General features: G+C 59.8%; 11 protein-coding genes. 2 read left to right on the forward strand and 9 right to left on the reverse strand.

Translation table 11 applies throughout. The features are described from left to right. The first annotated feature begins 49 nt into the window (after positions 1-49). Complete coding sequence (locus J1G18_RS03945; protein ID WP_223007125.1) at positions 50-2,824, forward strand: hybrid sensor histidine kinase/response regulator; 2,775 nt, start codon at positions 50-52, stop codon at positions 2,822-2,824. A 30-nt stretch (positions 2,825-2,854) separates the two neighbouring features. Here the strand turns inward: J1G18_RS03945 and J1G18_RS03950 are convergent, their stop codons facing one another. Continuing rightward, positions 2,855-3,649 carry a hypothetical protein gene (locus J1G18_RS03950; RefSeq protein ID WP_227698860.1) on the reverse strand — a complete coding sequence of 265 codons (795 nt, stop codon included), beginning with the start codon at positions 3,647-3,649 and terminating at the stop codon, positions 2,855-2,857. Then, positions 3,630-4,415, reverse strand: a complete 786-nt coding sequence (locus J1G18_RS03955; RefSeq protein WP_098967026.1) for a hypothetical protein — start codon at positions 4,413-4,415, stop codon at positions 3,630-3,632. The genes J1G18_RS03950 and J1G18_RS03955 overlap by 20 nt, the downstream gene beginning before the upstream one ends. A 256-nt stretch (positions 4,416-4,671) precedes the next feature. Between J1G18_RS03955 and J1G18_RS03960 the strand changes: the two genes are divergently transcribed. Continuing rightward, positions 4,672-5,268: a MarC family protein gene (locus J1G18_RS03960; RefSeq protein ID WP_027613585.1), complete on the forward strand. Its 597-nt coding sequence runs from the start codon at positions 4,672-4,674 to the stop codon at positions 5,266-5,268. A 62-nt stretch (positions 5,269-5,330) separates the two neighbouring features. Here the strand turns inward: J1G18_RS03960 and J1G18_RS03965 are convergent, their stop codons facing one another. From J1G18_RS03965 to J1G18_RS03995, 7 genes are all read right to left on the reverse strand, one after another. After that, positions 5,331-12,287 carry a TcdA/TcdB pore-forming domain-containing protein gene (locus J1G18_RS03965; RefSeq protein WP_262415514.1) on the reverse strand — a complete coding sequence of 2,319 codons (6,957 nt, stop codon included), beginning with the start codon at positions 12,285-12,287 and terminating at the stop codon, positions 5,331-5,333. Positions 12,288-12,397: 110 nt separating this feature from the next. Continuing rightward, positions 12,398-19,453 (reverse strand): TcdA/TcdB pore-forming domain-containing protein, encoded by a 7,056-nt coding sequence (locus J1G18_RS03970; RefSeq protein ID WP_223007127.1) that lies wholly within the window; start codon positions 19,451-19,453, stop codon positions 12,398-12,400. 409 nt (positions 19,454-19,862) lie between these two features. Then, complete coding sequence (gene cobJ / locus J1G18_RS03975; protein ID WP_096794810.1) at positions 19,863-21,563, reverse strand: precorrin-3B C(17)-methyltransferase; 1,701 nt, start codon at positions 21,561-21,563, stop codon at positions 19,863-19,865. Continuing rightward, positions 21,563-22,297 (reverse strand): precorrin-2 C(20)-methyltransferase, encoded by a 735-nt coding sequence (locus tag J1G18_RS03980; RefSeq protein ID WP_410477703.1) that lies wholly within the window; start codon positions 22,295-22,297, stop codon positions 21,563-21,565. Before J1G18_RS03980 ends, cobJ begins: the two co-directional genes overlap by 1 nt. Next, positions 22,294-22,920 (reverse strand): precorrin-8X methylmutase, encoded by a 627-nt coding sequence (locus tag J1G18_RS03985; protein WP_096794809.1) that lies wholly within the window; start codon positions 22,918-22,920, stop codon positions 22,294-22,296. The genes J1G18_RS03980 and J1G18_RS03985 overlap by 4 nt, the downstream gene beginning before the upstream one ends. Next, positions 22,913-24,211 carry a precorrin-3B synthase gene (gene cobG / locus J1G18_RS03990; protein ID WP_316851770.1) on the reverse strand — a complete coding sequence of 433 codons (1,299 nt, stop codon included), beginning with the start codon at positions 24,209-24,211 and terminating at the stop codon, positions 22,913-22,915. The genes J1G18_RS03985 and cobG overlap by 8 nt, the downstream gene beginning before the upstream one ends. A gap of 119 nt (positions 24,212-24,330) precedes the next feature. Continuing rightward, positions 24,331-24,987, reverse strand: coding sequence for a hypothetical protein (locus tag J1G18_RS03995; protein ID WP_223007129.1), 657 nt, complete (start codon positions 24,985-24,987; stop codon positions 24,331-24,333). Positions 24,988-25,201: the final 214 nt, after the last annotated feature.

The following is a 25,201-nucleotide window of genomic DNA, read 5'->3' on the forward strand; positions in this document are numbered from 1 at the left end:
CCGCCGCGCATCGTTATATTCTGGCATCAACCTACGAAGGGATTTCGCCGTGCGCTGGCTCAGGATTGCCATAAGTTTCACCGTCACGTTGCTGACCTTGCTCTGCATGCTTCCGGCTCTGGCCGCGCAAGGCAGTGGCTGGTCGGTATTGCTTGACGATCAGGGTAATCTGCAACTGAGCGACATCCGCTCGGCGCGCTACACCAATCAATTCAGCCCTATCGAACTTGATCGCCTCACGGCGGCCGAGCCCGATGGTGCACTCTGGCTGCGCTTCAAACTGGCGCCGGGCAAGCACGAGCAGGTGCTGCGGATCTTCGCTCCCGACCTGTCCAACCTCAGCCTCTACGTGCTGGACGGGGACAAACTGATCGAGCAACGCACTTCCGGCACCCATCAGCCGCAGGTCGAGCGGCCACTGCCGAGCAGCGACTTCCTGCTGCCACTGCCGCAAAGCGACAAGTCCCTCGACGTTTATCTGCGGATGGTTTCCGACCATCAGCTGCGCCCGCACATCACCCTGCAATCGGCGGTGATGAGTGCCGCCAACCAGAACCAGACGCTGATCTTCGGTCTGCTGTTCGGCTGCCTCGGCATGTTGCTGCTGCACAACATCGTGCGCTACGCCTACTCCCGCTCGCGTAGCAGCCTGTGGCTGGCGGTCTGCGAAGGGCTGCTGGGCCTGAGTCTGTTGCTGTTGCTCAACCTCGCCGGCCCGTGGTTGCCGAACTGGCACGCGATCCAGACCCCGGGCGCCTATCTGGCGTTGCTGCTGACCGCCCCGGCCGGGCTGATGTTCGCCCTGCGCTTCTTCGCCCCGCTCGGCCCGCACCCGCTGAACAAACTGTTGCTGGGCGACATTCTGTTCATTGTGATCTGCAGCCTGCTGCTGTTATTCGTCAACACCCTGCCGCTGAACATCATGACCTACGCGCTGGTGGCGCTGGCCGGTCTGAGCATGTTGCTGGTCGGCTTCTATCACTGGCAAAAAGGTTATCGCCCGGCGCGGCTGTTCGTTGCCGGGATGGTGGTGTTCAACATCGGTACGCTGATTATTTTGCCGGCCCTGCTGGGGCTGACCCTGGTGGCGCCGCAAGGCCTGATCATGACCCTGATGGGTTTCATCTGCATCAGTGGCTTGCTGATGAGCATCGCCTTGGGTGAACGCCAGCGCAGCATCACCGAAAGCCGGTTCAGCATCAGCCGCGATCTTGCCGCGAGCAATGCCGAGATCAACGCCAAAGCCGAATTCCTCGCCAAGATCAGCCACGAAATCCGCACCCCGATGAACGGCGTGCTGGGCATGACCGAGCTGCTGCTGGGCACGCCACTGTCGGTCAAGCAACGCGATTACGTGCAAACCATCCACAGTGCCGGCAACGAACTGCTGACGTTGATCAACGAGATTCTCGACATTTCCAAGCTCGAATCCGGACAGATCGAACTGGACGATGTGCAGTTCGACCTCAACGCGCTGATCGACGACTGCCTGAGCATCTACCGGGCCAAGGCCGAACAACAGAACGTCGAGCTGATCAGCTTCATCCAGCCGCAAGTGCCGCGCGTGATCAGCGGCGACCCGACCCGCTTGCGCCAGACCCTGCTGAGCCTGCTGGAAAACGCCCTGAAGAAAACCGACGAAGGCGAAGTGCTGATCGTCGTCGCCCTCGACGAGCGCAGCGTCAAACCGCGCCTGCGCATCGCCGTGCAGGACAGTGGTCAGCCGATGGAACCGGAGGAGCGCGATGCGTTGCTGCACGCCGAACTGCACAGCAAACACTTCCTCTCGGCCAACCGTCTGGGTGGCAACCTCGGGCTGGTGATTGCGCGGCAACTGATCCGCCTGATGCACGGCGAGTTCGGGATCAAGAGCGGCGCCAATCAGGGCAGCACCTTGTGGCTGACCCTGCCACTGGACCCGGATCGTCTGGAACACCCGACCTCCGACCTCGACGGCCCGTTGCAAGGTGCGCGCGTGCTGGTGGTGGACGACAACGATACCTGCCGCAAAGTGCTGGTGCAGCAATGCAGCGCCTGGGGTCTGAACGTCAGCGCCGTGCCATCGGGCAAGGAAGCGCTGGCGCTGCTGCGCACCAAGGCGCACCTGCGCGACTACTTCGATGTGGTGCTGCTGGACCAGAACATGCCCGGCATGACCGGCATGCAACTGGCGGCCAAGATCAAGGAAGACCCGAGCCTCAATCACGACATCCTGTTGATCATGCTCACCGGCATCAGTAACGCGCCGAGCAAGATCATCGCGCGCAACTCCGGGATCAAACGCATCCTCGCCAAACCGGTGGCCGGCTACACGCTCAAGACTACGCTGGCCGACGAGTTGAACCAGCGCAATAAAGGTCAGGTAGTGTTCCAGCCGCAAGTGGTCACTCCCGCGACGGCGGCCAAGGTGCCGAGCGATTTCCGCATTCTGGTCGCCGAAGACAACACGATTTCGACCAAAGTGATTCGCGGCATGCTCGGTAAACTCAACCTGCAACCGGACACCGCCAGCAACGGCGAAGAGGCCCTGCAGGCGATGAAGGCCCAGCGTTATGATCTGGTGCTGATGGACTGCGAAATGCCGATCCTCGATGGCTTCTCGGCGACCCAGCAGCTACGGGCGTGGGAGGTCAGCAATCAGCGTATACGCACGCCGATCGTCGCGCTGACCGCGCACATCCTCGCCGAACACAAGGAACGTGCGCGTCAGGCCGGGATGGATGGCCACATGGCCAAACCGGTGGAGCTGTCGCAACTGCGCGAGCTGATCGAACACTGGGTAGCCCAGCGCGATCAGCAGAACCGTACGGCGTCGACCTTTTAAGCAGGGGTACCACGCCAATTCGAGTGTGAATCAATCGGCTGCGCCGTTCTCTTCGGCTGAACCGTCTTCATTCAGCCTCAACAGCGCCACGTTAGCTTCAAGCCTGTCCTGGACTTTCAGGGCGATGGCTGCGCGAACCGGCCCATAGAGCGTTTCGGACAAATTGGCACTGGCAGAGCGTCTGCAAACACTGCCGCGAATATCCTCAGCCTGGAATAGCTCGGCCAAAGGGTTGTCAGCGAGAGTCCGTACAGTCGCAAATTCGATGTAGACGCTGCTCATCGACATCGGCGAGTGCGCCACGACCACCAACAGCCGTATGATTCTGGAAACATCTGACTGATCCGTCGATGCATCGCTGGCGCCTTTCTGCATGTAACCACGCAGCAGCTCTAGTGCCGGCTCGCTTGCGGAAAGTGCTGCCAGTCGACGCATGACTGCGTTCGCAACGCCACATTGCTCCACAGCACCCCCGAACTCAGGAGCGACCACCCAGTCAGCGACAGACACGCTGTTACCCTGTGCGACGGACAGATCCAACCGTGCTCTGAAATGTCGCAGCCAGTATTTGTCCAGAAATTCCATGTAGACGTCATACCAGCCAATACCCGGATCTTTCTCAAGTTTCTTGTTGGCCGCCAGTTGCGCCAACAACAGAGAGTTTATTAAATCCTGATAGCGTTCCGGTTTGTCTGCCGGCGGAATCAGTACAACGGCACCCGCAACGATCAAAACGGAATATTTGCAATTCATATAATCGCCCCCCAAAAAAAGCAGTCGACCTTCGACTGCTTTTTTCGATTTATCAGATATCAATATCTTCAATCTGATCGATACCCACCAGCTTTTTCTTGATCGTCTCACGCACTGCGTTGGCGACGTCGGTGTTTTTGGCAAAGAAAGTTTGAGCTCGATACAAACTTACATTACGAACATCGACATCCACGAACATCACTTTGGTAGAGGTGTTCTTGCGCAGAAAACGCACCGTTCCCAGCGCCATGATTGCCTCACCGTCGAGTTCGACACACGCTCCGGTGGAGATGCCGCCCACGCCGTGGTCCAGCAAATTTCGCTCATAAGCGGTCAACGCAGCAGTGTCCCGTTTTTGCAGGGCCGAGATTGCATCACCCGCGACCTTCAGCATCAGAACGCTGGTTGGTCCTGGCAGTGCAACATTAGCCAGCACGGAACCCAGAATCTCCAGTACCAGCTTGTCCATCCGCACACTCGTGCCTTCGATACTGAGGTCATTGTAGTACTGATCGACAGGCGTCCAGCCAGCGAGGGTCATCACCTCACGGAACCGCTTATACCAATCTCGGCCCTGATGCTCTTCGGGGTATAGCTTGTTCGCTGCACGTGTGGCGAACAGAAGAGCGTTCTGGGCATCCGACTTGTTCTGATCCGAAAGTTTGCCAGAAAAACCCATTGTGACTTCGCCGACAACAGAGCCTTTCGACGGTGCCTCGATTTCGTCCCCTACAGCCAACAGGCCACGAGAGCGAATAACCGGCGCACCCACATCACAGGCTTCAATCGCGTTAATACAGGAAGAGATATAAAGCTCATTAACGATTTGACTATGCACAATAAAAGTCCTTATTAATTAGTAGGCAAGCCCCTCTTGAACTTGCAAGAAAACAATAAACAAACAAGCCCAGCACCACAAACTCAAATCTGTAACATCTTATCCAGCAAACAAGATGCAACTAACAACATCACACAAAACAACTATCAAACAAAAAACGAAAAACCGACTGCCTCGCGCAGAATCTTCTGCACACACAAGCAACTAACCGACTGATAGACTCGCCGTCATCACTCTCCGGATGCGAGTCGCCCTCATGCTCCACGTGTTATTCAGCGTTTACCTGAAGATGCTGGTGCTCTACAGCCCGTTCTTCGTGTTGTCCTGCTTCATCAGCCTGACTCGTGGCTACTCGCGCAAGGAACAGCGGCGCCTGGCCTGGAAAGTGGCGATCGCCACGCTGATCTCCAGCGTCTTGCTTTATCTGTTCGGGCGGGTGATTTTCGATGTATTCGGGATCACTGCGGACGCATTCCGCATCGGTGCCGGCAGCGTGCTGTTCATTTCGGCGTTGGGCATGGCCCAAGGCAAGCCTGTGGTGCAGAGTGACAACGTGCAACAGGACGTGACGATCGTCCCGCTGACCATCCCGCTGACCGTCGGCCCGGGCACCATTGGCGCCCTGCTGGTGATGGGCGTCAGTCAGCCGCACTGGGACGACAAACTGACCGCGATCATGAGCATCACCCTGGCCAGTTTCACCGTAGGGGTGGTGCTGTATCTGTCCAATCACATCGAACGGGTTCTCGGCGATCAGGGCCTGCAGATCGTCAGCCGGCTGATGGGCCTTTTCGTCTGCGCACTGGCGGCGCAGATCATCTTTACCGGGATCAAGGGCTATCTGGTGTCCTGAACGAAAAAGGGCTGCGGAGGAAAATCTCCGCAGCCCGGTCTGATCTGCCAGCTCGCAATGGCTTACTGGTCGATGGACAGCCCGATCAGCGCGCCGAGTTCCAGCAGGGGTTCCGTGGCCATCGCACTCATCAGCTCCTCCAGGCTAACGGTCACCGAGATTTCGTCAGGTAACGCAATCCCGAATGTCACCTGCTGTTGCCGTGCCGCATCAAGGCTCGTGGCATTGCGCAAGATGATGCTGCTTCCCGAATCGGGATCCGTCAGCAGCAAATGGCCGTCGGACCTCGAGACCAGCCATCGCTGCATCGGCTCCAGTGTCAACGCCAGATGAATGCCTGCTTCCTCGGCGTCGACAATCAGGCAATCAAGCCGATCCCAAGTCTGTCGGGCCAGTGAAAGGTAATCTGCAGATTTCGCAAACTTGAGTACCAGTGTATCGACGCCATCCGGAATCGCTACAATCCTGCCCGATGAGCCAATACCGTCGATAACCAGCGTATCTGCAATCCGGCTGACCGCTTCCACAGTCATCCATATATCGATGGGTTCAATGCCTTCACTGGCATTGCTGAACAGTCGGCCCGTTACAGGGTCATGCAGCACCAGGGTCTGATCGTTCGCCACGCCCAGATATTGTGGCCATTCACGTCCTGACACCGAGACACTGAGCAGACGGCCGGCTGCGACGTCATACCAGCTGCAAAGATTATCGCTCCTGCCCGCAAAGAGGTAAGGACCGCTACGCTGACCGGCAAGCAGTCGCGCCAGCTTTTGCTCCCGCGCCTGACGAGACGCCAGGCCATTGAAGAATTCGACTTCCACACCGACGATACGCGGTGGCTCGCCATCGGCCAGGTCGAACAGCACGTGGTCATGCCGGCGGACGTGCAGGCCGGCTCCATGGGGCACGGCCCAGGCAAAAGTGTCCCGCGGCATGACTCGCTGCATCGGGGCCAGCAAGTGCGCCTGCAGCAGACGTGTCCCCGAACCGAATGCCGCCGCCAGGCTTTCAGGCGCCATGAAGGGCTGACGATAGATTCGTCCGGATACCCAGTCCATCATCCACGCCGCTTTTTTATCTGGCGTCAGCCTCAACACGCGCATGGCTTTGCCCGCCGTGTCGGCAATCAGAAATTGCTGATCCAGATAGATGACATACAGCGATGTCTTGCCCGTTGCGTCGCGGATACCCCCGACTTCCACGCCATCGGCGGACTCGTTCTGAATGCTGGTCCCGACCGTTTCCCACCACTTGAACCCTTGCCCAGTGCGCTGCTGGCGGGCCGAAAGCCATGCGTGATTGAGTCCCACCAGCCGCGTCTGGCCGTCGTCATTCATCTGGAACAGCATGCCTTCGTCAGTGAGGATGACGTATTGTCCGCCCTGGCGGTGCACATGCTGCACCTCAAGGTGCAAGACACTTTGTGCAAACATCTCGGGCATCTGATCCGCTGCGCCGATGTGCTGTCGATAAACAAGGCGATGGCCAAGATGATGAAACAACACTGTATCGCCGCTTGATTGAAGCGGATCAAGCAGCACCCAATCGAGAAAGTCAGGTGTACCTTCCGTATTGCGCAGCACAGGCCGAATGACGCGCTCATCTTCACTGCGCACCCAGGCTCGGGTGGCTTTACGCAAATTCTCGTCGAAGGTGTCGATCGTAATCATTGCGCCCAGTGTGAATTCCACTCTCTGGTCATCAAGTACCTCATGGTATGGGTAGTCGTGCCGTCGGAGGAAATCCGAAACATTGTCGCGTCCTTCGCGAATGATCCACGGATGGTCTGAATTCATATCGGAGATCGCAGTAAGGGCGAGGTAGTCTTCGCCGAGCAGGTAAGTCAGCTTGTAGAAGCTTTTCCACATGTCTTCAAAGCGCTGGACCACCTGCAGCAAACCCTCTGGCGTCGCCTGAATCGAAACAATGCAGGGGTTTTTTGATAAATGTATTTTCATCACCCGGTAAGTGCGTTTGATCTGCCCGGTGACCAGATCCGTACGCCAGATGATTCCCTGCGCCGGGCAGTAATAAAACATCTCCTCGCCGATCTTCGGGCCGATGCAGATCTGCGCCGCATACTGTGGGTCCAGTCCGCGCACCAAGTGCATGGCATCTTCGGTGTGGTCGTACCAGGCCGTGGTACGAACACCAGTCAGGGCATCGTGATAGTTGCGGATGACCGTCGGGCCATCGGCCAGACGATGAGCGCGGGCGAGTTCGCGCAAATGCTTGCGTGTGGCCGGGCCGTCGGCATCGTTGAGCGCGTCGAGTTCAGCAAAGAGCAGCGCTCCCGTTGCCCAGCCAACCTGATAGAAGCCCTCCGCAAGTTGCAGGTACACGACACTCCTGGCGGGCACCTGCACCCGCATCGAGCCCAACTGAAAAGTATCCTGTTCCAGCTTCACCGCCGCCGCACTCACCCATGGGGCACGCAATGACCACGTCATTGGATCATCGGAGGAAACCTGCAGCCGCAACGACTTGACGCCCTCGGTCAGGGTGATCGAGCAGTGCCCGCCAGTGGCATCGATGTCATAGCAAAGGTAACCGTGCACCTCCTGCGGCAATGGGGGGACGTGCAGAAAACGCTGATCAGGGCCAATCGCAACACTGACGCGGGTTTCCTCGTAGTTGGGCACCATTTTTTCGATGATGTATTCGGTCGGCAACCGGTAAAAAGTGAACCAGAATTGCCGCTTGCCTTCCCTGTCGTGCTCCAGCGCCAAAGCCGTTTCCAGGTTTTCCCTGAGTGTTGTCGAAAAGGGTAGACCACCGTATTCGTAGCCCAGGAAGCACTCTGGCAAACTCGGCAGCACGACGCTTTCAATACCGGGAGTCATATCGAGGGAAATCGTACCGCGAAGGTCGAGAGTCTCTCGAAGGCTGAAAGCCTTGCTGCGATCCCCAACGATCTTCGGCGGATGCAGATCGGAGTAATCGTCCGCTGCGAAAATTTTGTGGTGGCCGAAGGTAATGAGCCCTTTGCGCAAATCAAGCCCGGTATAGACCGCACAAGGATTGGCAATGTAGGTATCGCCTTGCACCGAATGGCTTTGCGGTCGATAGGCCGAATGCACATCATTCAGATACCGGCCGATCCGTCTTCCACGTTCTGCCCTGGCGCTGAACCCCTCGACCAGGGCGCCGATGCCCACCGCCAGCCCGCCCAGAATCACCCCGGCGCCGCCGAGGAAGGCCGCCGCCGTGCCCGCACCGGCAACACCGGCGCCCAAAGCGCCAACACCCAGCACCAGCCCAGCTGAATCGAAGGCCAGCTGCGTGGCATAGACCGCACGCTGGATATCGTTTTGTGCATTGACCAACAGATAAATGTCGAAGCCGATGCTGGCCAGCTGCAAAACGGTTCCGACACCCTCGTTCAAGACGTTGCCCAGTGCATTACTGACAATCGACGAGGTGGTTTTGGCCACCCGCAGTCCGTCGGTAAAGGCATGACGCACCAGATTCAGCAGTTGTACTGCGTCGACCACCAGCCCATGAGCCATCTGCGCGTAGGCCAGGTAACCGTGGATGCGCACTGCCGATGTCAACGCGGTCGACCCCATCCCGGACTCCGCGTTCTGCAACCCGAGCAGCAGGGCTTGAATGGCAAATCCGGCATTGAGCGTGTGCACCGCTCCGACATCCGTCGGATCGATCACTGGCGCCCCCGCGCGTCTGCCGGACAACGCTTCAAACGTATCGCTCAGGTAAGACTTGATCCCTTGCAGGCGCGTGTCATCGGTCTGCACTGTGCGTGTGCGCTGCGGATCACTGGCACTGACCATGGTGATTTCGCTGCGCCCTTGCGCAGTGCTCTTCAGGGAGTCGAACACCGGAACGAAGTCACGAGACAGTTGATGCTGGTCCTGTAACCGCAGGGTCGCGCTTTCGATCGTCCGCGCCCACTTGTGGCTGTCCACACTGCTCAGCGCCTGTCCCAGACGCGCGTTCTCTGACAGGGAACGCGCGCGCAAGGCGGCATGCTGACTCCAGGGTTCGACGGCACGCCCGCCACCCAGCGGATCACTGCTGAGCAAATGCTCAACGCTAATTTCCGAAGGCAACGATTTACCGGCAATGCTTGCGCCGTCGAGTTCGATGACCTCGAAAACGCTGGCAGCCCCCTGTTCCAGACCATAAAGCCGGGCAATCACTTCCTCCTGCATGAAGCGCTGGACGCCTTGTTGCAGATCCTCGATCCGGGCGAACGCATACAGCCCGAAGTTGGGATCGTAGAAGCGATAGGATGTCTCGCCTTGCGCTACAACCTTGCTCACCAGCATCGAATGATTGTCTGTGTTGAGCAACAGGCTGCCGGCAGCGGTTTTTGCTTCCAGCGTCTGCATCACAGTGGCCAGGTTCGCCGCCGGTCTCTTCTCGCCGAATCGCGCCATGGGTACGCCACGCAACTCGTCCAGCACCTTGAGCAGGGCATGGGCTTGCGGTGCGTCGGGAGTGAGATTGGCAATCGCCAGTTTGCCGATCAGCGCGCGCTCGGCCGGAGCGCCTTTCTCCAGTGCGGCGGCCATCACCAGCGCCAGTGGATAGCAGCGTCGGCCCGGATCCCCCGCACCGCGCAGCAGCAAATCCTGTGGCAATTGCCTGCCCGCGTAGGCGCCTGCCTGGACGAAGGTCTCACGTACCGCCTTGCCCCGAGAGAGGATCGACGCCCGGCGCTCATTCATGGCGGCGACTTCGACCCGACTCACGTACTCGCGCCATTGCCGTACGCTGATCGGTTCGGCAAATGCCTGCGCCTTCAACACCCTGGAGTTCTGCCCGAGCGATTCACGCTCCGATGCATTGACTCGTGCCTCGACCGGTGCAGGATCGCGACTGAGCAGTGTCTGTTCGATCACTTCGTAGCGCGCTATCAGGCCACGGTCTCGCGTATCTTCGGCAAAGCCGACGGTGGTTGCCCATGCGTCTGCGAACCCGAGCTGATCCAGTGTTGCGGCACCGAACAGGCCGCCGAACATCACCCGGTGCAACGGGCTCAACTGCTCCAGCGGCAACTTGCCCGCAGCGATGCGCGCCAAGGCCTCGTTGAGATTGCCCAGTGACTCGGCCCCCATGGACGTTGGAGCTTTGTCGACTGTCTGGTTCAGCACCTGCTGTCGAGCATCAAAATCGAGGCGGATGGGAACGTTGAACGTCACATCACCGGTCAAGCGGTCATTCATGGCGCGCACAAACGGCTCACCCAGATCATCCAGCAGTTGCTGCAGAACCGAGGTCAGCAACACGGACTTTCCTTCTATGACCGGCCAGCCCAGTTTGAACGTGAGGGTCCGCTCTTTGAGCAAATCGGACAGATTGCCGGCGTAGCGCGACTTGACCTTGCCCGAATTCCACTTCTCATGTTCTTTTGCCAGCCAGTCTTCGGGGGTATCCTTGACTGCCCAGCCGGAGATCATTTCTTCTTCGGTAAAGACGTTGAAGCCGTCGACCTGCTTCATATGATGGCGAATGTTGTTCAGCTGTTCACTCTGCAGTTCTCTTTCGACATAGCCGATTACACCGCCTTCAAGTGCGCCCGGACCGGTCATGTAGATGGTGCCCAAGGCGTCGAAACGAATCCCGTCCTGATAATACTGAGCTATGGCGCGTATGAGCTTCTCTGATGAATATTCACGCGATGTATTGGGCAAGCGCCCATCAGCCTGTGCTTCAGAGACGACCTTGATTGCAATATCATCGACTGACGACACATCTGCTGGCGTCACGCCTGCGAGTATCATGCGGCGCTCAACCTCATACAGGCAGTCATAAGCCACCCGGATGAAGTGCATGCTCGCATTGACCATCTTGCTGCCAGGATGAGCCAGAACATAGGCATTCATTTCCTTCGACGACGGATTGCCCCAGGCCGCGCCGCGCCCGATGGCATCCTGGGATAAAGACGTCGGCTGCGGCGAAGCGAAAATCTGCTCCACACCCGGCCTGCTCCGGGCAAATGCGCTCAGTGCCTCGAGATGTTCGGCGGGAATATGCCCGGTTCTGTCGGCATAACGTTGCCGATCGCGCCCCGGCATCAAGGTATCGTCATGGTTGAGCAATAACTGCAGGACACCGATCTTCGCGTCTGTGCTGAAACCACTGATATCCACGCCGCCCGGCTTCTCGATCAGTGGTGGCAAATAATCCATGTCGCTGTAACGCCCGCCCTCGAGAAACTCGGCCTGCAGTCGCACCACGTCACTGGCTGCAGCAAAGTTGCCGCGCATGGCGACTTCGCGCTGGTAGACGTCCGCCAGAAAGTGGCTGGCAAACTCCTGGCGAACATCGCGCAGGCGCAAGTCCTCACCCACCATGGCCTGATGCGAATCCAGACATTTCTGGCGGAAGGCTTCGAGCGTCGCACGTTCCTTGCCATAACCCCGCACCATCAGGTCGATCCGCGCCTCGTCTGCGCGTCCGGCCCAGCGTGGATGATTCAGGTAGTCGAACATCTGCTGTTTGAGTACCCGTGCGCGGTCTTCGATCATTCTCGACAGTCCCGTCGGGGTTACCTTTTCGTCCTTTAATACCTTCATCGTGTCCGCACGGGCACTGTCGAGAATCACCCGATTCATTTCAAAGGCCAGCAGCGCATCACTGTCATACCAGAGATTGAATGCATATCCCTGCGACGCCAGCACTTTGCGCCAGATGTTCATGTAATCGCGCTGATTCGGCCCGACCTCACTGCCACCGACCCAGACAAAATGCATGATGCGCGGTATCGGTTTGCCAGCGGAGAGCATCTTCACAGTCGCACTCAAGCGGCGGTCGTAGTCGCCCAGTTTCAGGCGCAGTTTATTGACCTGAGCATCCGCGGCGTCCAGCTGTGGTGATTCAATCGCGTCCTTGAGCAACCTGATCGCTATCAGTTGCTCCGGAAGACTGGTGGCCGCAGCGGCCCCGTCGTAGTAGCGCAAAGGAGCCTCCCCCAGACTACCGCTGACGGACTCAAGTTCTGTGCGCGCAATAAGATCGGCGAACACTCTGCCCATCGTGACTTCATCCATAGTGCTCAATGCAATTTCCTTTTTTTTGGCCAAACGAACCCATCGCGACGACATGAACCGTCGCGACATAGAGAGAAAACAAACTTCAAAAAACCCAACGAAGACTTTCGTCAGGCTGGCACCGCTCCCAGCAACTGCGCCAGCGTTGCACTGCCGTCGGCATCATCGACTTCGACGATTTCCCGCAGCCTCTGCACCAGGCTCGATACCGGATAGGAACGCCCGCCCTCGAACCCGAGGAAGACGTCACCGCGCATCGCCGGATCCACCGAGCACACATCCCGCAGGATCAGGCTGTGCTGGCGATCCGGGTCGACAATCAGCAAGTGCTCGTCGACAAACGACAGTTGCAGTGTTTGCGGTGCGTCCAGCGCCCAGACCAGCTTGCCGGGAATCGCCGGGACCTCGCCCAGCGGGTGACGGCAATCGACAATCACCGAGTCCAGCCGCAACCAGCAGGCCTTCGACAGGTGGTACGTGACGCCGCCCTGCCCCAGGCGCAACACCAGACAGCTCACGTCATCAGCGATCAGTGGCAACAGGTCTTCAACCTTGTTCTGGCCCTCGACCACCAACACCTCGGCGTCACGCCGCATGTATTCGAACGGGCCGATGCTCTGCTGACCGGGGTAGACGTGTACGCGGTGTGCCTGAAGTTCGTGCAACAGCACATGCCGATGGCGGGTGCCGAGCAATTCGCAATCGTCTGGCAGGTTCTGGCCCGCTACCCGAATCAGTTGTGCATTCGCCACGTCGTACCATTGCACGTTGCCCGCGCCAGACTCCACGGCGATGTAGGGCCCATGCTCGGCGGTCTCCAGCAATGCCTGCAGAGACTCCGGCAAATGTTCCGCGTGCTCGCTGGCCCAGTGATGATCGACGCCGATGATCCTTTCAGCTTCCTGATATCGCAGCTTGAGTGACACGCCGTTGACCGATGTCCCGTACAGACCGGAGCCGTCATTGCGCACGGCGCTGAACCGCCAGTCATCCCACTCGGCCTGCGGTGCCGGCAGCAAGTCGCTCGCCAGTAACTGGGCGCCGCTGCCGAATGCTGGCTCGAGTTGCCGGCTGTCGAAGAACCGCTGACTGCAGATTTCACCGCTGGCGACATCGAACAGCCAGACCGCCTGGTTGTCCGGTGTGACCCCGAGCAGGCGCATTTCCCGTTCGTGCCCCGGATCGCACAGCAGCAAGCGGTTATCCACATACCAGGCACACAGGCTGCGATCACCGGCGGCGTTGCGCAGACCCAGAATGGCGAAACTGTTGACCGGGTACTTCGCCGCCAGCGTTTCGAGTGCGTGCCACCACTGTGCGCGCCCCCTGAGCCAGCGCTCACTCAAGCCACCCAGATGCACTTCGCCCTCTGCGGTCAGGTTGAAGAACAGACCGTCGTCGGTCAGGGCCAGATACCCGTCCTGCACCGGTACCACGTCATTCAACCCGTCGGGCTGCAGCAATTGATGCGTCCACTGCGCCGGCCAGCGCTCGCTGCCAGCGGACGCGCTGCGTTGCACCTTGCACAGCTTTTGCGCCAGCCGGTCGTAGATGAAAAACAGCTCGTGCTCATCGTTGACCGGCAGAAGCAGCAGATCACCAAGCTGTTTGATCGAATCGACCCAGCCGCGGTCATGCCCGAAGGTAAACGGATGAATGCACAACAGGTCACGGCTGCGAATCCAGACCAGGTCACGTTTGCCCGGATCGAACGCCCAGCAGACCGACACGTAGGCGGCCGGTTGCCAGTCGACGGTACTGACGCCTGCGCGTTCGGGCACCGGCGATAACGTGAAATAGTGACCAAGCACTACCGACCAATCCGTCAAGGTCGGGTTGGCGAACACTCGCTGGCCCAGCTCACGGTCAATCTCCCGGGTAACTGCCACCAGTTGCAGTTGGCCCTCATGGATCAGATAGTTGAATTGCGTGACTTGCCGATCGGTACCCAGCCATTGCTGTTCGATATGAATCACACCCTGCGCATCGACTTCAATACGGCGAATGCTGCACTGCCCCTCCATGACAAGCAGACGGTAGCGGCACTTGAGCAAACCGCTGACGGCATCGACCTGCCAGATGTCGTAGTTGCGCACCTCATAGAAAAACGCAGAATCGTCGACCACCGCCGCCAGCAGCATTTCATCGGCCGCCAGTACCTCTTCACTGCGGATGTACAGAAAACGATCCTCGGCAGCGTCGTACCAGGCCGTGGTGTGACGCGGCTGGCTCTCGGGCTCGAAAGGAATCGGAAAGTGATGAACTGGCGTGTAAGGCAGCACCAGCCGATGCTCCCGGGCCAGTGTCTGGTAATGCGTGAGCAGCGACTGCTCATTCTCCCCGGCTGGCGCGCTCTGCTCGATAATGTCCAGTCGCCCGTCGCTGCGGTTAACCTTGAACGATTGCCGCCCGGTCAGTTGGAGCATGACCTCATGCCGACCTCTGCCGCCGAACGTCACCTTCACGCCACCCACCGAAAGAACCCCGCCAACGTCGATCCGCACATCCCTCTCAGTGGCCCAGGCGGCTACCAGATTCCAGCGGCACTGCTGCAGGCTGGGGGACTGCAACTGGAGATTGACCCCGCGATTGAGGATCAGTGAGCAGGCGCCGCCCGCACCTTCGATGCGGTACGACACCTTGTCGTGCCAGAGCTGCGGCATCATTGGCACCGCCAGCGCACGCTCGTGGGCATCCAGCCGCACCTCGATCACGGTTGGCCGATACGACGGTGCGAGACGGTTGATGATGTAGTGCACGGGAAAGGAGTAGAACGAAAACAGAAACCGCCACTGGCCAGCCGCATCCTTCTTCTCCAGCTTGCGGGCGGTATCGAAGCCGGTGTCGTGACGCAGCGTCGAGAAAGGGAGCGCTTTGTATTCGTAACCGTAGAACGTGGTCGGCGTGCACGGCAGGACGACCAGTTGCGTGCTCGGCGGATCGAAGTGGATGTAGCCGGGAAGACCCAGTTCACGCCGCAGATCGAGCGCTTGTTGATCATCCGGATTGAAATCCGGCACCCCGAAATGGTCGCGCAGCCGATACACCTTCGGACTGTCGAGCACCAGCATCGTGCGATTGAAGTCCAGGCTCTGGACGACCAGCGAAGGGTGAGCGACCCACGCCCCGAGTCCGTCGTCATACCGATAACCGACACCCCGACAGGCCCGCTCCAGCTCATCGAAGAACAGCCCGACCTCCTGCGCCTGCTCAGCGATCCTGGCAAACCCCTGGGCCAGGGCTGCCACACCCACGGCCAGTCCGCCCAGGATCACCCCGGCTCCACCGAGCACGGCGGCCGCTGTTGCCGCGCCCGCCGTGGCAGCCCCCAGACCACCGGCGGTCAACGCCAGACTGGCGGAGTCGAAGGCCAGTTGGGTGCCGAATTGCGCGCGCTCGATCTCGTTGTCTGCCGTCGCCAATTGATAGATGTCGAAACCGACATTGGCCAGCCCCAGCACCGCGCCCACGCCTTCGTTGGCAACATGTCCCAGCGCCTCGCCAACCACCGGCGCACAGGTGCGGGCGATGATCTTCTCTTCATTGAGCGCGGTTTTTACCAGACTGATCAGGCCAGCGACATCCGTGACATTGCCGTGCACCAGCTGCGCGTAATTGACGTAAGCGTGCAAGCGCACGGCGGTGGTCAGGGTGCGGTCATCCCCCTCTCGTCCACGCAGGACGTTCATCAGTGCCTGGATGGTGAAGCCGGTATTGAGCGTGTGTACGGCACCCGCCTCTGCCATCTGTGGCGAGGCTCGGGTGCCCAGTGCCGAAAACTGCTCCGACAGATAATTTCTGATGCGCAGCAGACGATGATCGGTGCTCACCACCTGCACCACATGCTCGGCCTGCGTGGGATCGACCAGGTTGATCCGGTATTCGCCGGCAGGCGTCATCTCCAGGGTTTCGAACAACGGCACCAGCGGTTTTGCCGCAGCATGCAAGTGCTGTAGAGCGTCAGTCGCCTGGGCAATCTGCTGTCCCCACCAATGACTGTCCAGATCGCGCAGGCTGCGCCCCAGGTGCGGATTACTGACCAGCGAATGGCCGCGAGCACTGTTCAGGCGCCGACGGATCGGTCGCTGTGTATGCTCCGGCAGCACATTGTCGGATTCCAGCAATTGCCCGACGCGCAAACCGCCGGACAGATCCAGCGCCGCTATCTTTTGCCCCTGCAGCTCGATCAGATCAAAGGTCGGGCGCGCGTCGTCGCCATAGGCCGCATAGTATTTCGCCATGCCCTGTTTCTGAAAAAGATCGGTCAGTGCCAACTGAAACTGGTCAGGCTGGCTGAACTCGAACACGCCGAAATTGGGATCATAGAAGTGATAGGTGGCGTGCCCACCATTGAAGATTTTCGCCACCAGCATGGCGTGGTTATCCGAGTTGAGCATCAGCGTGCGCGAGCTGGCGAACGCCTCCAGCGTGGTGCCGAGCTGCTGCAGATCGACCCGCCCCAGCGGCTTGCCGATATCGTGCAACTGCACGCCGCGCAACTCCTCGAGCGCCTCCAGAAATACAATTGAATCGCGCTGCTGCGGCTCGACGGTGGCCAGGAAGAATCGCTCGCGCAAGCGTCGCGACGCCGCCACGCCGTGCTCCAGAGCAGCGCTCATGATCAGCGCCAGCGGGTAACAGCGGCCACCGGGATCCCCTGGCCCCTGGAGCAACAGATCCTGCGGCACCAGTTTGACGTCACTGGCCTCGATTTGCCCCAGTACCTGACCCAGCCGCAGGATCACCTGCTCACGATGTTCGCGGGTGGCGATGGTCTGGATATGGGCAACATGACGCCCCCATTGAAACAGCGTGTGCGCCTGCGACAGCGCAGCTCGTTTCAACGTTAGCGCGCTGTCCGACGAGACCATCGGCTGGTCGACATGGCTGGCGAGACCGGCCATGAATTGCGGCGCCCGATGCTGATACAGATGGCGTTCAATAGCCGCATAACGCACCGATGCTCCTACCTCGGCAACGCTGTTGGCGAGGTTGTCGAGCTCGGGGGCAAGTTGCGTGAAGCTTGAGTTATCCAGTGAGCGTACCCCGAGCATCTGTCCCAACAGTACCCTTTGCAAGGGACTGATCTGGAAGAACTGCAGCGAACCCTCGGCAATGCCGCTTAGCAACTCATCCAGCGCCAGCCCCTGAATCCGCGCATCACTGAGCGACGCCGGAGCTTGCAGAGTGGCGGGTTGGGCCTTGATGGCCTGACGATCGTCGAACCCCAGACCCGGCCCTTCGGGAAAAACCAGCGGACCGTTATGACCTTGCCTCATCGCCGCCACAAACGGTGCACCGAGTCGGTCGATCATCCCTTGCAAGACCCCCGTCAATAACACCGGGCGTCCCTCGATGAGCGGCCAACCCTCTTCGAACACCACAGTCTGCTGTTTGAGCAGGGCAGCAACATCACCGCTGTAGCGGACACTGAACTGTCCTTGCCGCCAACGCTGCTGTTCGTCGACAACCCATTGTTCATCATCGCTGGCGTTGTCTTTCCACGAGTGATCCTGCTCCTCCTCGGTCTTGTCGTTGATCATCCAGAGCGGCTCGATGGCAGTCTCGACGCGCACTGTTTCATCTTCGCGCGGGACGAAATTGTGCTGTTCGTAATCGCGCATGCCAGCGCGCATCGCGGCCGGGCCAGTCAGAAAAATTGTCCATTCGCTCTGCGGGCGGATACCGTCTTCGAAATATCCGGCGACCGCCAGAATCAGTTCGTTCACCGTTGCATGCTCGATCGAGGACAGAGCGGCAATAGAGCCGCAGTTTTGCTCGAATACCTCGCGCGCAAGCGTCGACATGCCGTAAAAATCGCTCAGCGCAACACCGCGCTTGGCCGCCAGTCGAGCCGTCAGGTCGATGAAGTCATAATTGAAGCGAAACCGGTCGATCACGCTTTTGAGCATCGGCGATCGGGCATGGGCCATCAGGAAGGAATTGCTCAGCGAGCTCTGCACAGCAACTGCCCGCAAGTCCTGTGGGCGGACGAGCAGCTCGGCCGGCGCCTGGAACACTTCATTCAGCGCCGGTTTTTGTCGGGCAAACGTCTCAAGCGCGGCGCGGTGTTGCTCGGGAATGCTTGCCAGATAATCAGTGTACTGGTGGCGCAGCGCCTCGCGTGCAGGCATCCAGTGCCGATTGTGATCGAGCAGCAGTTGCAGAACGCCAACGCGTGACCGGGGATCAAACCCGCTGATGTCAACACCTCCCAGAGTCTTGACCAGTGGCGGCAGATTATCGACATCGGCATATCCGCCGCCCTCTTCGTAAAGGACCTCGGCGCGCACCACATCGGAAGCAGCGGCCAGATTGCCGCGCAACCGGATTTCACGCTCGTAGATATCCTGTAATTGCAGCGGAGTATCAAGGGCGTTCAAGTCGCGCAACTGCAGGTCGTCTCCTGCGAGGTCCAGCAGACTGCGGCGGTTTTGCTCGATCAGCGCCTCCAGTTGCGCGGCGTCCTGCCCATAGGCGCGGGCCAACAGATCGACGCGTGCTTCATCAGCTGAAAGTCCCCGCTCCAGTGCGGCATCGATATGCATGGACATCTGTTGTTTAAGGACGATGGCCCGTTCTTCGTACAGCGTGCCCAACTGGTCTTTGGAAATACTGTCGCTGCCATCTTGTTGCAGGGCGTCAGCCTTGGCCGCCTCGACGATCAGCCTGTTGGTTTGCCAGGCCAACAATGCGTCGCTGTCGTACCAGAGATGGAGGCTGTAACCTTGCCCGTTCAGCACCTGTTTCCAGAGGTTGAGATAGTCACGCTGTATCGCGCCCAGTCCTCCACCGAGCCAGACAAAGTGCAGATTCTTCGGCACCGCAGTCGGGGTGCTCTTCGCGTACGCCAGGCTGTTTTGCACACGGGTCTCGAAAGCCTGGATGCTGTTATAGATGCGCGACAACTGTGCAGGCTGGCTATCGGATTGCGAGTATTTATGTGGCGAACCGATCAACTGGCCGATCGACTGCTTGAGCAGTGCCAAAGGCTCGATCAGTCGTGGAGAATCGAGCAAGCCGATACAGGCAAAATAATAACGCCACACTGACTGATAGGATTCACTGCCCCTGTACGCCGACATGGCCTGTTCCAGATCCGCTTGTTTGAACAGTTTGATGAATTTGACAAACCCGCTGGCGTCTTGAGTTCTTCGGTCCTGCATGAAAGTTGCTCCTTTGCCCTGACCAATAACGAAAGTGCCCGCTGGCACTTGCATAGCGGCCAAACTAACTTCTGGCGAATCGGAGCTCAAACTTCAAAACTTTCAATACATGTCAAAATCAACAACTAAAAAACAACTGATAACGCATGTAACGGCAACAAGTTATTTCTACAATTAATATATAAATCAAACGCACCCGAGCAGAACGCGAAACTACCAAGGCTGCAATTTCAGGTCTGTCTATCAGTATTCAAGATAAGTCGAACAGAATGTAAGCAAAGAGAAAGCTCTCACACAGAAGCGGAGCAGATCGTACAGGTCGCGTTGAACAATATGACGCGGTCAGATCCGGAAACAATCTGTGCGGGAGATCGCGGTTGGCGAGGCAGCAAGCTCCCTCGCCAACGGCTCAGGACTGGGGCTTTTCGCCGTACCAGCGCGGCGTGTAGACCCACTCGCCACCTTCAGCCTTGGGGAAGGTGCAAGTCGTTGAAGAGCCAACCAGCACCATGGTGCGCATGTCCACCTGATCCGGGGTCAGTTGCCCCAGTGTCGTCACGCGCAGGGTTTGCCCCGGGCGACCGATGTCGCGCCCCAGCACCACCGGTGTTGCCGCGCTGCGATGCTGCGCGACGATTTCCAGCGCACGCCCCAATTGCCACGGGCGTGCCCGGGAAATCGGGTTGTAGAAGGCCAGCGCCAGATCGGCCTCGGCCGCCAGATCCAGACGTTTTTCAATGATCGACCACGGCTTGAGGTTGTCCGACAGCGACATCACGCAGAAATCATGCCCCAGCGGCGCCCCCGCTTGCGCAGCCGTGGCAAGCGAGGCGGACACCCCCGGCAGGATTTCCAGCTCGACGCTGTGCCATTTCGGGTCGGTCGACTCGTGCAACGCTTCGAGCACCGCCGCGGCCATGGCGAACACGCCGGGGTCGCCGGATGAGACCACGATGACCGAACGCCCCTCGGCCGCCAGCCGGAAGGCGTGGCGGGCGCGCTGCATTTCTTCGCGATTGTCGGTGCAGTGCTGCACCTGATCATCGCGAAACGGGCCGGCCATGCGCACATAGGTTTCGTAGCCGAGCACATCGGTGGCCCGCGCCAGTTCCGCCTTGACCGCAGGCACCATCAACTCGGCAGCGCCGGGGCCAAGGCCGATCACCGCCAGGCGCCCACGTTGACGACCGATCTGCGCGACGTCCAGCGGCTGTTCGGCGCGCGCAATCGCCAGACCGTTGGTATTGCTGATCGCGGCCTGCGGCAGTGCCTGACGAGCCAACTCGCCGAGGTCTTTCTGCGCCGCGACAAAGCGAAGCGGCACCCCCAGTTCGAGGGCGGCTTCACGCAGTCTGGCCGACGCCATTTCAGTGTCAGCCGCCAGCAGACAGGCCAGCGACTGCTGCGCAACCCCGGCCTGCTGCAACGCGGCGCGCACGGCATGCGGCAGATCGTCCAACTGCGCACTCACCGCCACCGCCACACTGCGGGGATAGATCAGCAACTCGTTGGCGCTCGCGACACGCTCGGCACTGCCGACATGAATCGAGCGCTGCGCCTGCGGGTCTTGCGGCAACTGCGCCTGATCCAGCCACGGCGCCGCCCCTTCAATGCGCACGCTGTGCCCCGCCAGCAGATCGGAAACGAAACGCTTGCCCAGTTCCAGATCAGCCAGCGCATAACCGCTGGGTGGATTGAGCAGGCAGGTGCCAAAACGCAATTCGCCACTGGTGGTGATCGCCGCGGCGACCTGCAATGCGGCAGCGATTTCCCGGGCCATGACATTCACTCCGCCGAGGCCACCGAGCAGCGGCACCACGGCGCTGCCGTCTTCAGCAACGGCGAGCACCGCCGGTTCAGCACCTTTTTCCAGCAACAACGGCGCCAGGGTGCGAATGACAATACCAGCCGCGCACAGGGCAATGATCGGCGTGTCTTGCTGATACAACTCACGCAGGGTCGCGCCGAATTCCTGATAGCTGCAGTCGGCGCCTTCGACGCGTCCGGCGAGGCCATGGATCTGCGCCGTCGGATACAACTGCTGGATCCGCCGTGCGGTGGCGAGCGCGCCCTGTCCGAGGATGACAATGGCCGGTGTGGATGGCGTCATCAACCTTGCCACCGTTCGCCCGGGACGATGATCAGCGAGAAGTACGGCGAGGACATCGGCTCGACCTGATCCAGCGGCACGATCTTCTGATTGGCCATGGTCGCGCGTTCGACGTACAGCGCCCGCTCGGCCAGACCGAGTTCTTCGAGTACCGTACGAACTTTGGGAAAGTTGCGCCCCAGCTTCATGATCACCGCCGCATCGGCGTCGGCCAGACGTCGCTTCAGATCCTCATGCGGCAATACGCCGGAGAGCACCGACAGGCTCTGGTTGCGATACACCAGCGGCGCACCGAGCACCGAGGCGCCGCCGAGCATCGAGCACACGCCCGGCACCACTTCGGCTTCATAGCGCGTGGACAACCGGTCATGCAGATACATGTAGGAGCCGTAAAAGAACGGATCGCCTTCACAAATCACCGCCACATCGCGGCCGGCGTCCAGATGTGCGGCCACAGTCTCGGCGGCATCATCATAGAAATCGCTGATCACTTGCTCGTAGGACAGCGGCGCCGGCAGCACTTCGGTGGTCACCGGGTACACCAGCGGCAACAGATTCTGCGCGTCCTGCAGGTGCGCTTCGATAATGCCGAACGCATTGCCTTTCTTGCCCTTGGCGACGAAGTACGCCACCACTGGCGACTCGCGCAGCAGACGCAGGGCTTTGACGGTGATCAGTTCCGGATCACCGGGGCCCACACCGAGGCCGATCAAACGTCCTTTGGCCTGCATCATTCGATCTCCGTGGCGAGGGCATTGACTGCTGCGGCGGCCATGGCGCTGCCGCCGAGCCGGCCTTGCATGATCACGAACGGTACGCCGCGACTGTCAGCCGCCAGCGCCGCTTTCGATTCGGCAGCGCCGACGAAACCCACCGGGAAGCCGAGGATCAGCGCCGGTTTCGGTGCCCCGGCGTCGAGCATTTCCAGCAGATAGAACAGCGCGGTCGGCGCGTTGCCGATCACCACCACGCTGCCTTCCAGATGCGGACGCCACAGTTCCAGCGCGGCCGCCGAGCGGGTGTTGCCCAGCTCACGGGCCAGCTGCGGCACGCTGTCGTCACGCAAAGTGCAGATCACCTCGTTGTTGGCTGGCAGACGAGCGCGGGTCACGCCTTCGGAGACCATCCGCGCGTCGCACAGGATCGGCGCACCGGCCGCCAGCGCATCGCGCCCGGCCTTGCCGGCACCTTCGGAAAACTGCAGACCATCGACCGCCTCGACCATGCCGCAGGCGTGGATCACCCGCACCGCGAGTTTTTCCAGATCGGCCGGGATGCGCGCCAGATTGGCCTCGCTGCGAATGATCGCGAAGGAGTTGCGATAGATCTCCTGACCGTCGCGGATGTAATCAAGCATCAAGGGGGCTCCGTGAGCGGGCGTCGAGCAGGATCGCGGCCGCTTCAATAGTAAGGTTGCGTGCGTGCAGCGTGCCGAAACCCGGCAGCGCTGCATCGCGAAAATAAAGGTCGTAATGACCGGGGCTGACCGCCAGCAATGTCGCCGGGGCGCAATGGGCCGCCGCACAAGAGCGCGGGCAACCGGACAGGTGCACGTGCTGCGCCTGTGGCAACAACGTCGCCAGCAGCCGCGCGTCGTGTTTGGTATCGGCCAGGCCTTTGCCGCAGCCACTGGAGCCGGTGCAGGCAATCAGCCGGGACAGCGGCTCGCGGGTGTCGGTCAACCAGTGCAATTGACTCAGGTGTTGCAGGACTCGCCCCGCGTCGGCGGGCTTCACATTCGGCAGCAGCAGACTTTGCCAAGGGGTGAAACGCAGGCTGTCATCACCGAACTCGCGAGCCAGCCGGGCCACGCCCCGCAGCATGGCCGGATCGAGACGGCCGAGCGCCGGCACCGCACCGACATATACCCGGTCGTCAGCGTTTTGCGCGTGAACACCGATATGCAGCGCATCCGCCATCGGCGTGCGCTGTCGGGCAATGGCGGCTCTGATCGCCACGCGTTCGCGCAACTGTTCGACAAACGCCAGCATCGGCCATTCATCGAGCAAGTGGCGCATGCGCGTCTGCTCCGGCCGAGCCAGCTCAAGGAACAATTCCAGCACCGCGACCACCAGCGCATGGCCGTCTTCCACGGTCACGGCACCGGCCGCACGATCAGCCGGGCAGCCGGCCAGACCGAACGCCAACAAAACTTCACCGTCACGTTCGAACGCCGACAGCCACAGATCATGCGGATGCTTGAGCATCGCCAACGCCTCACCGCCGTCCAGTTGCACGGCGAACTTGGCACTCAACTGGTGAAAGCGCGGATGCGTCTGCAATGTCGCCAGAGTCTGTTCGGCCAAAGGCCGGGTATCGAACAGCAACTGCCGATCGATCCCGGCAGTCGGGCTGAGCATCAGGTTGCGCACATCGTCGCCCGCTGCGGTTTGCGGCCCCAACCCGGCGGCCAGCAAACTGTCGACCAATGCCGCGGACTGCTCGCCGATGCCGCGAATCTGCAGATTGGCGCGGTTGGTCGCCTCGATCGCGCCACTGGCGAAACGCTCGGCGGCATCAGCCACCGCGTCGGCCTGATTGGCAGTGATCGAGCCGCCATTGAGCTTGATCCGGCAGATGCCGCCGTCCAGCGCCTGGACAATACGCAGCAACCCCGGACAAGCCGAGGGGCGCAGAGCGGTGGACATAGAGCGTTCGTTCAAGGGATGACCGGCTGACGGGCAGCGCTGTGGTGGGCGAAAGGTCGCCATTATGCCTGCTTTGCCCGAGCGCATGAAAATGCCTGCCGGTCGGAAACTGCGGCTTTTCAGAGTTCGACCTCCTCAAGGTCGGCCACGCTCTCGCGAATCGCCTGATCTACAACGTCCCGGTTTTTGTCGATGTCCCGGCGATTGATCACCATTCTTCTGGCGCGGATGTCCAGTTGCGACATCGGTTGATGGACCTGCCAGAACAGGTAGTTGGTACTCAATACCAACTTGAAAAAGCGGATATGGCTGAGCACCACCACCAACTCGCCGCTGGCATTCTTACTGACCGGCACAATATGCGAAGTGAAGGTTTTGCCACTCAGAGCAGTAAACTTTTGCAGCAGTGCTGTATCTCTTTCCAGCGCTGCCAGCCCAGCCTCAACCTGCTCTAATTGACCGCGCGCGAGCAAAGGGGCTGTCAACCGCCGCCACGCCTCCTGCACACTTCCGGAAAACGCCTCCTGGACTAGCACCACCGGCTTCTGTTCCAGGTTCCAGCCACATGACCAAAGGCCCCCGGCAAAGTAATCGAACCACTCTGCAGGCTGCAGGCTGCTGTCACAACGGCTGTCCGCCGCGATCTGGGCAAGATAAATGCAGTTCCTCACAAATCTGTTATCGGCCTCTGCCCGTCCCTCCAGTCCGGTGAACAACATATTATTAACGGCAACTGCATTACTCTGACTTAAACCTTTAGCTGAATTGATATCCATATCGCTCCCTGCCAACTTGGCACGTATTAATTTTATAGTTTCATTGCGCCAGACTTATTAAAAAGAACTGACTTGAATCAAACTAACAAAAACGGAAGTTGAAAAAATCACTATTACTCGACATTAAGTTTCCGCGTTGCTCTCGACACGCCGCGACGACAGACCCGCGTCAGGTGCCGGCAGTCGCGTTATCATGCCGCCCGTGAAGATCTAC

It is taken from the genome of Pseudomonas sp. MIS38, assembly GCF_019891575.1.
Lineage (GTDB): Bacteria > Pseudomonadota > Gammaproteobacteria > Pseudomonadales > Pseudomonadaceae > Aquipseudomonas > Aquipseudomonas putida_A.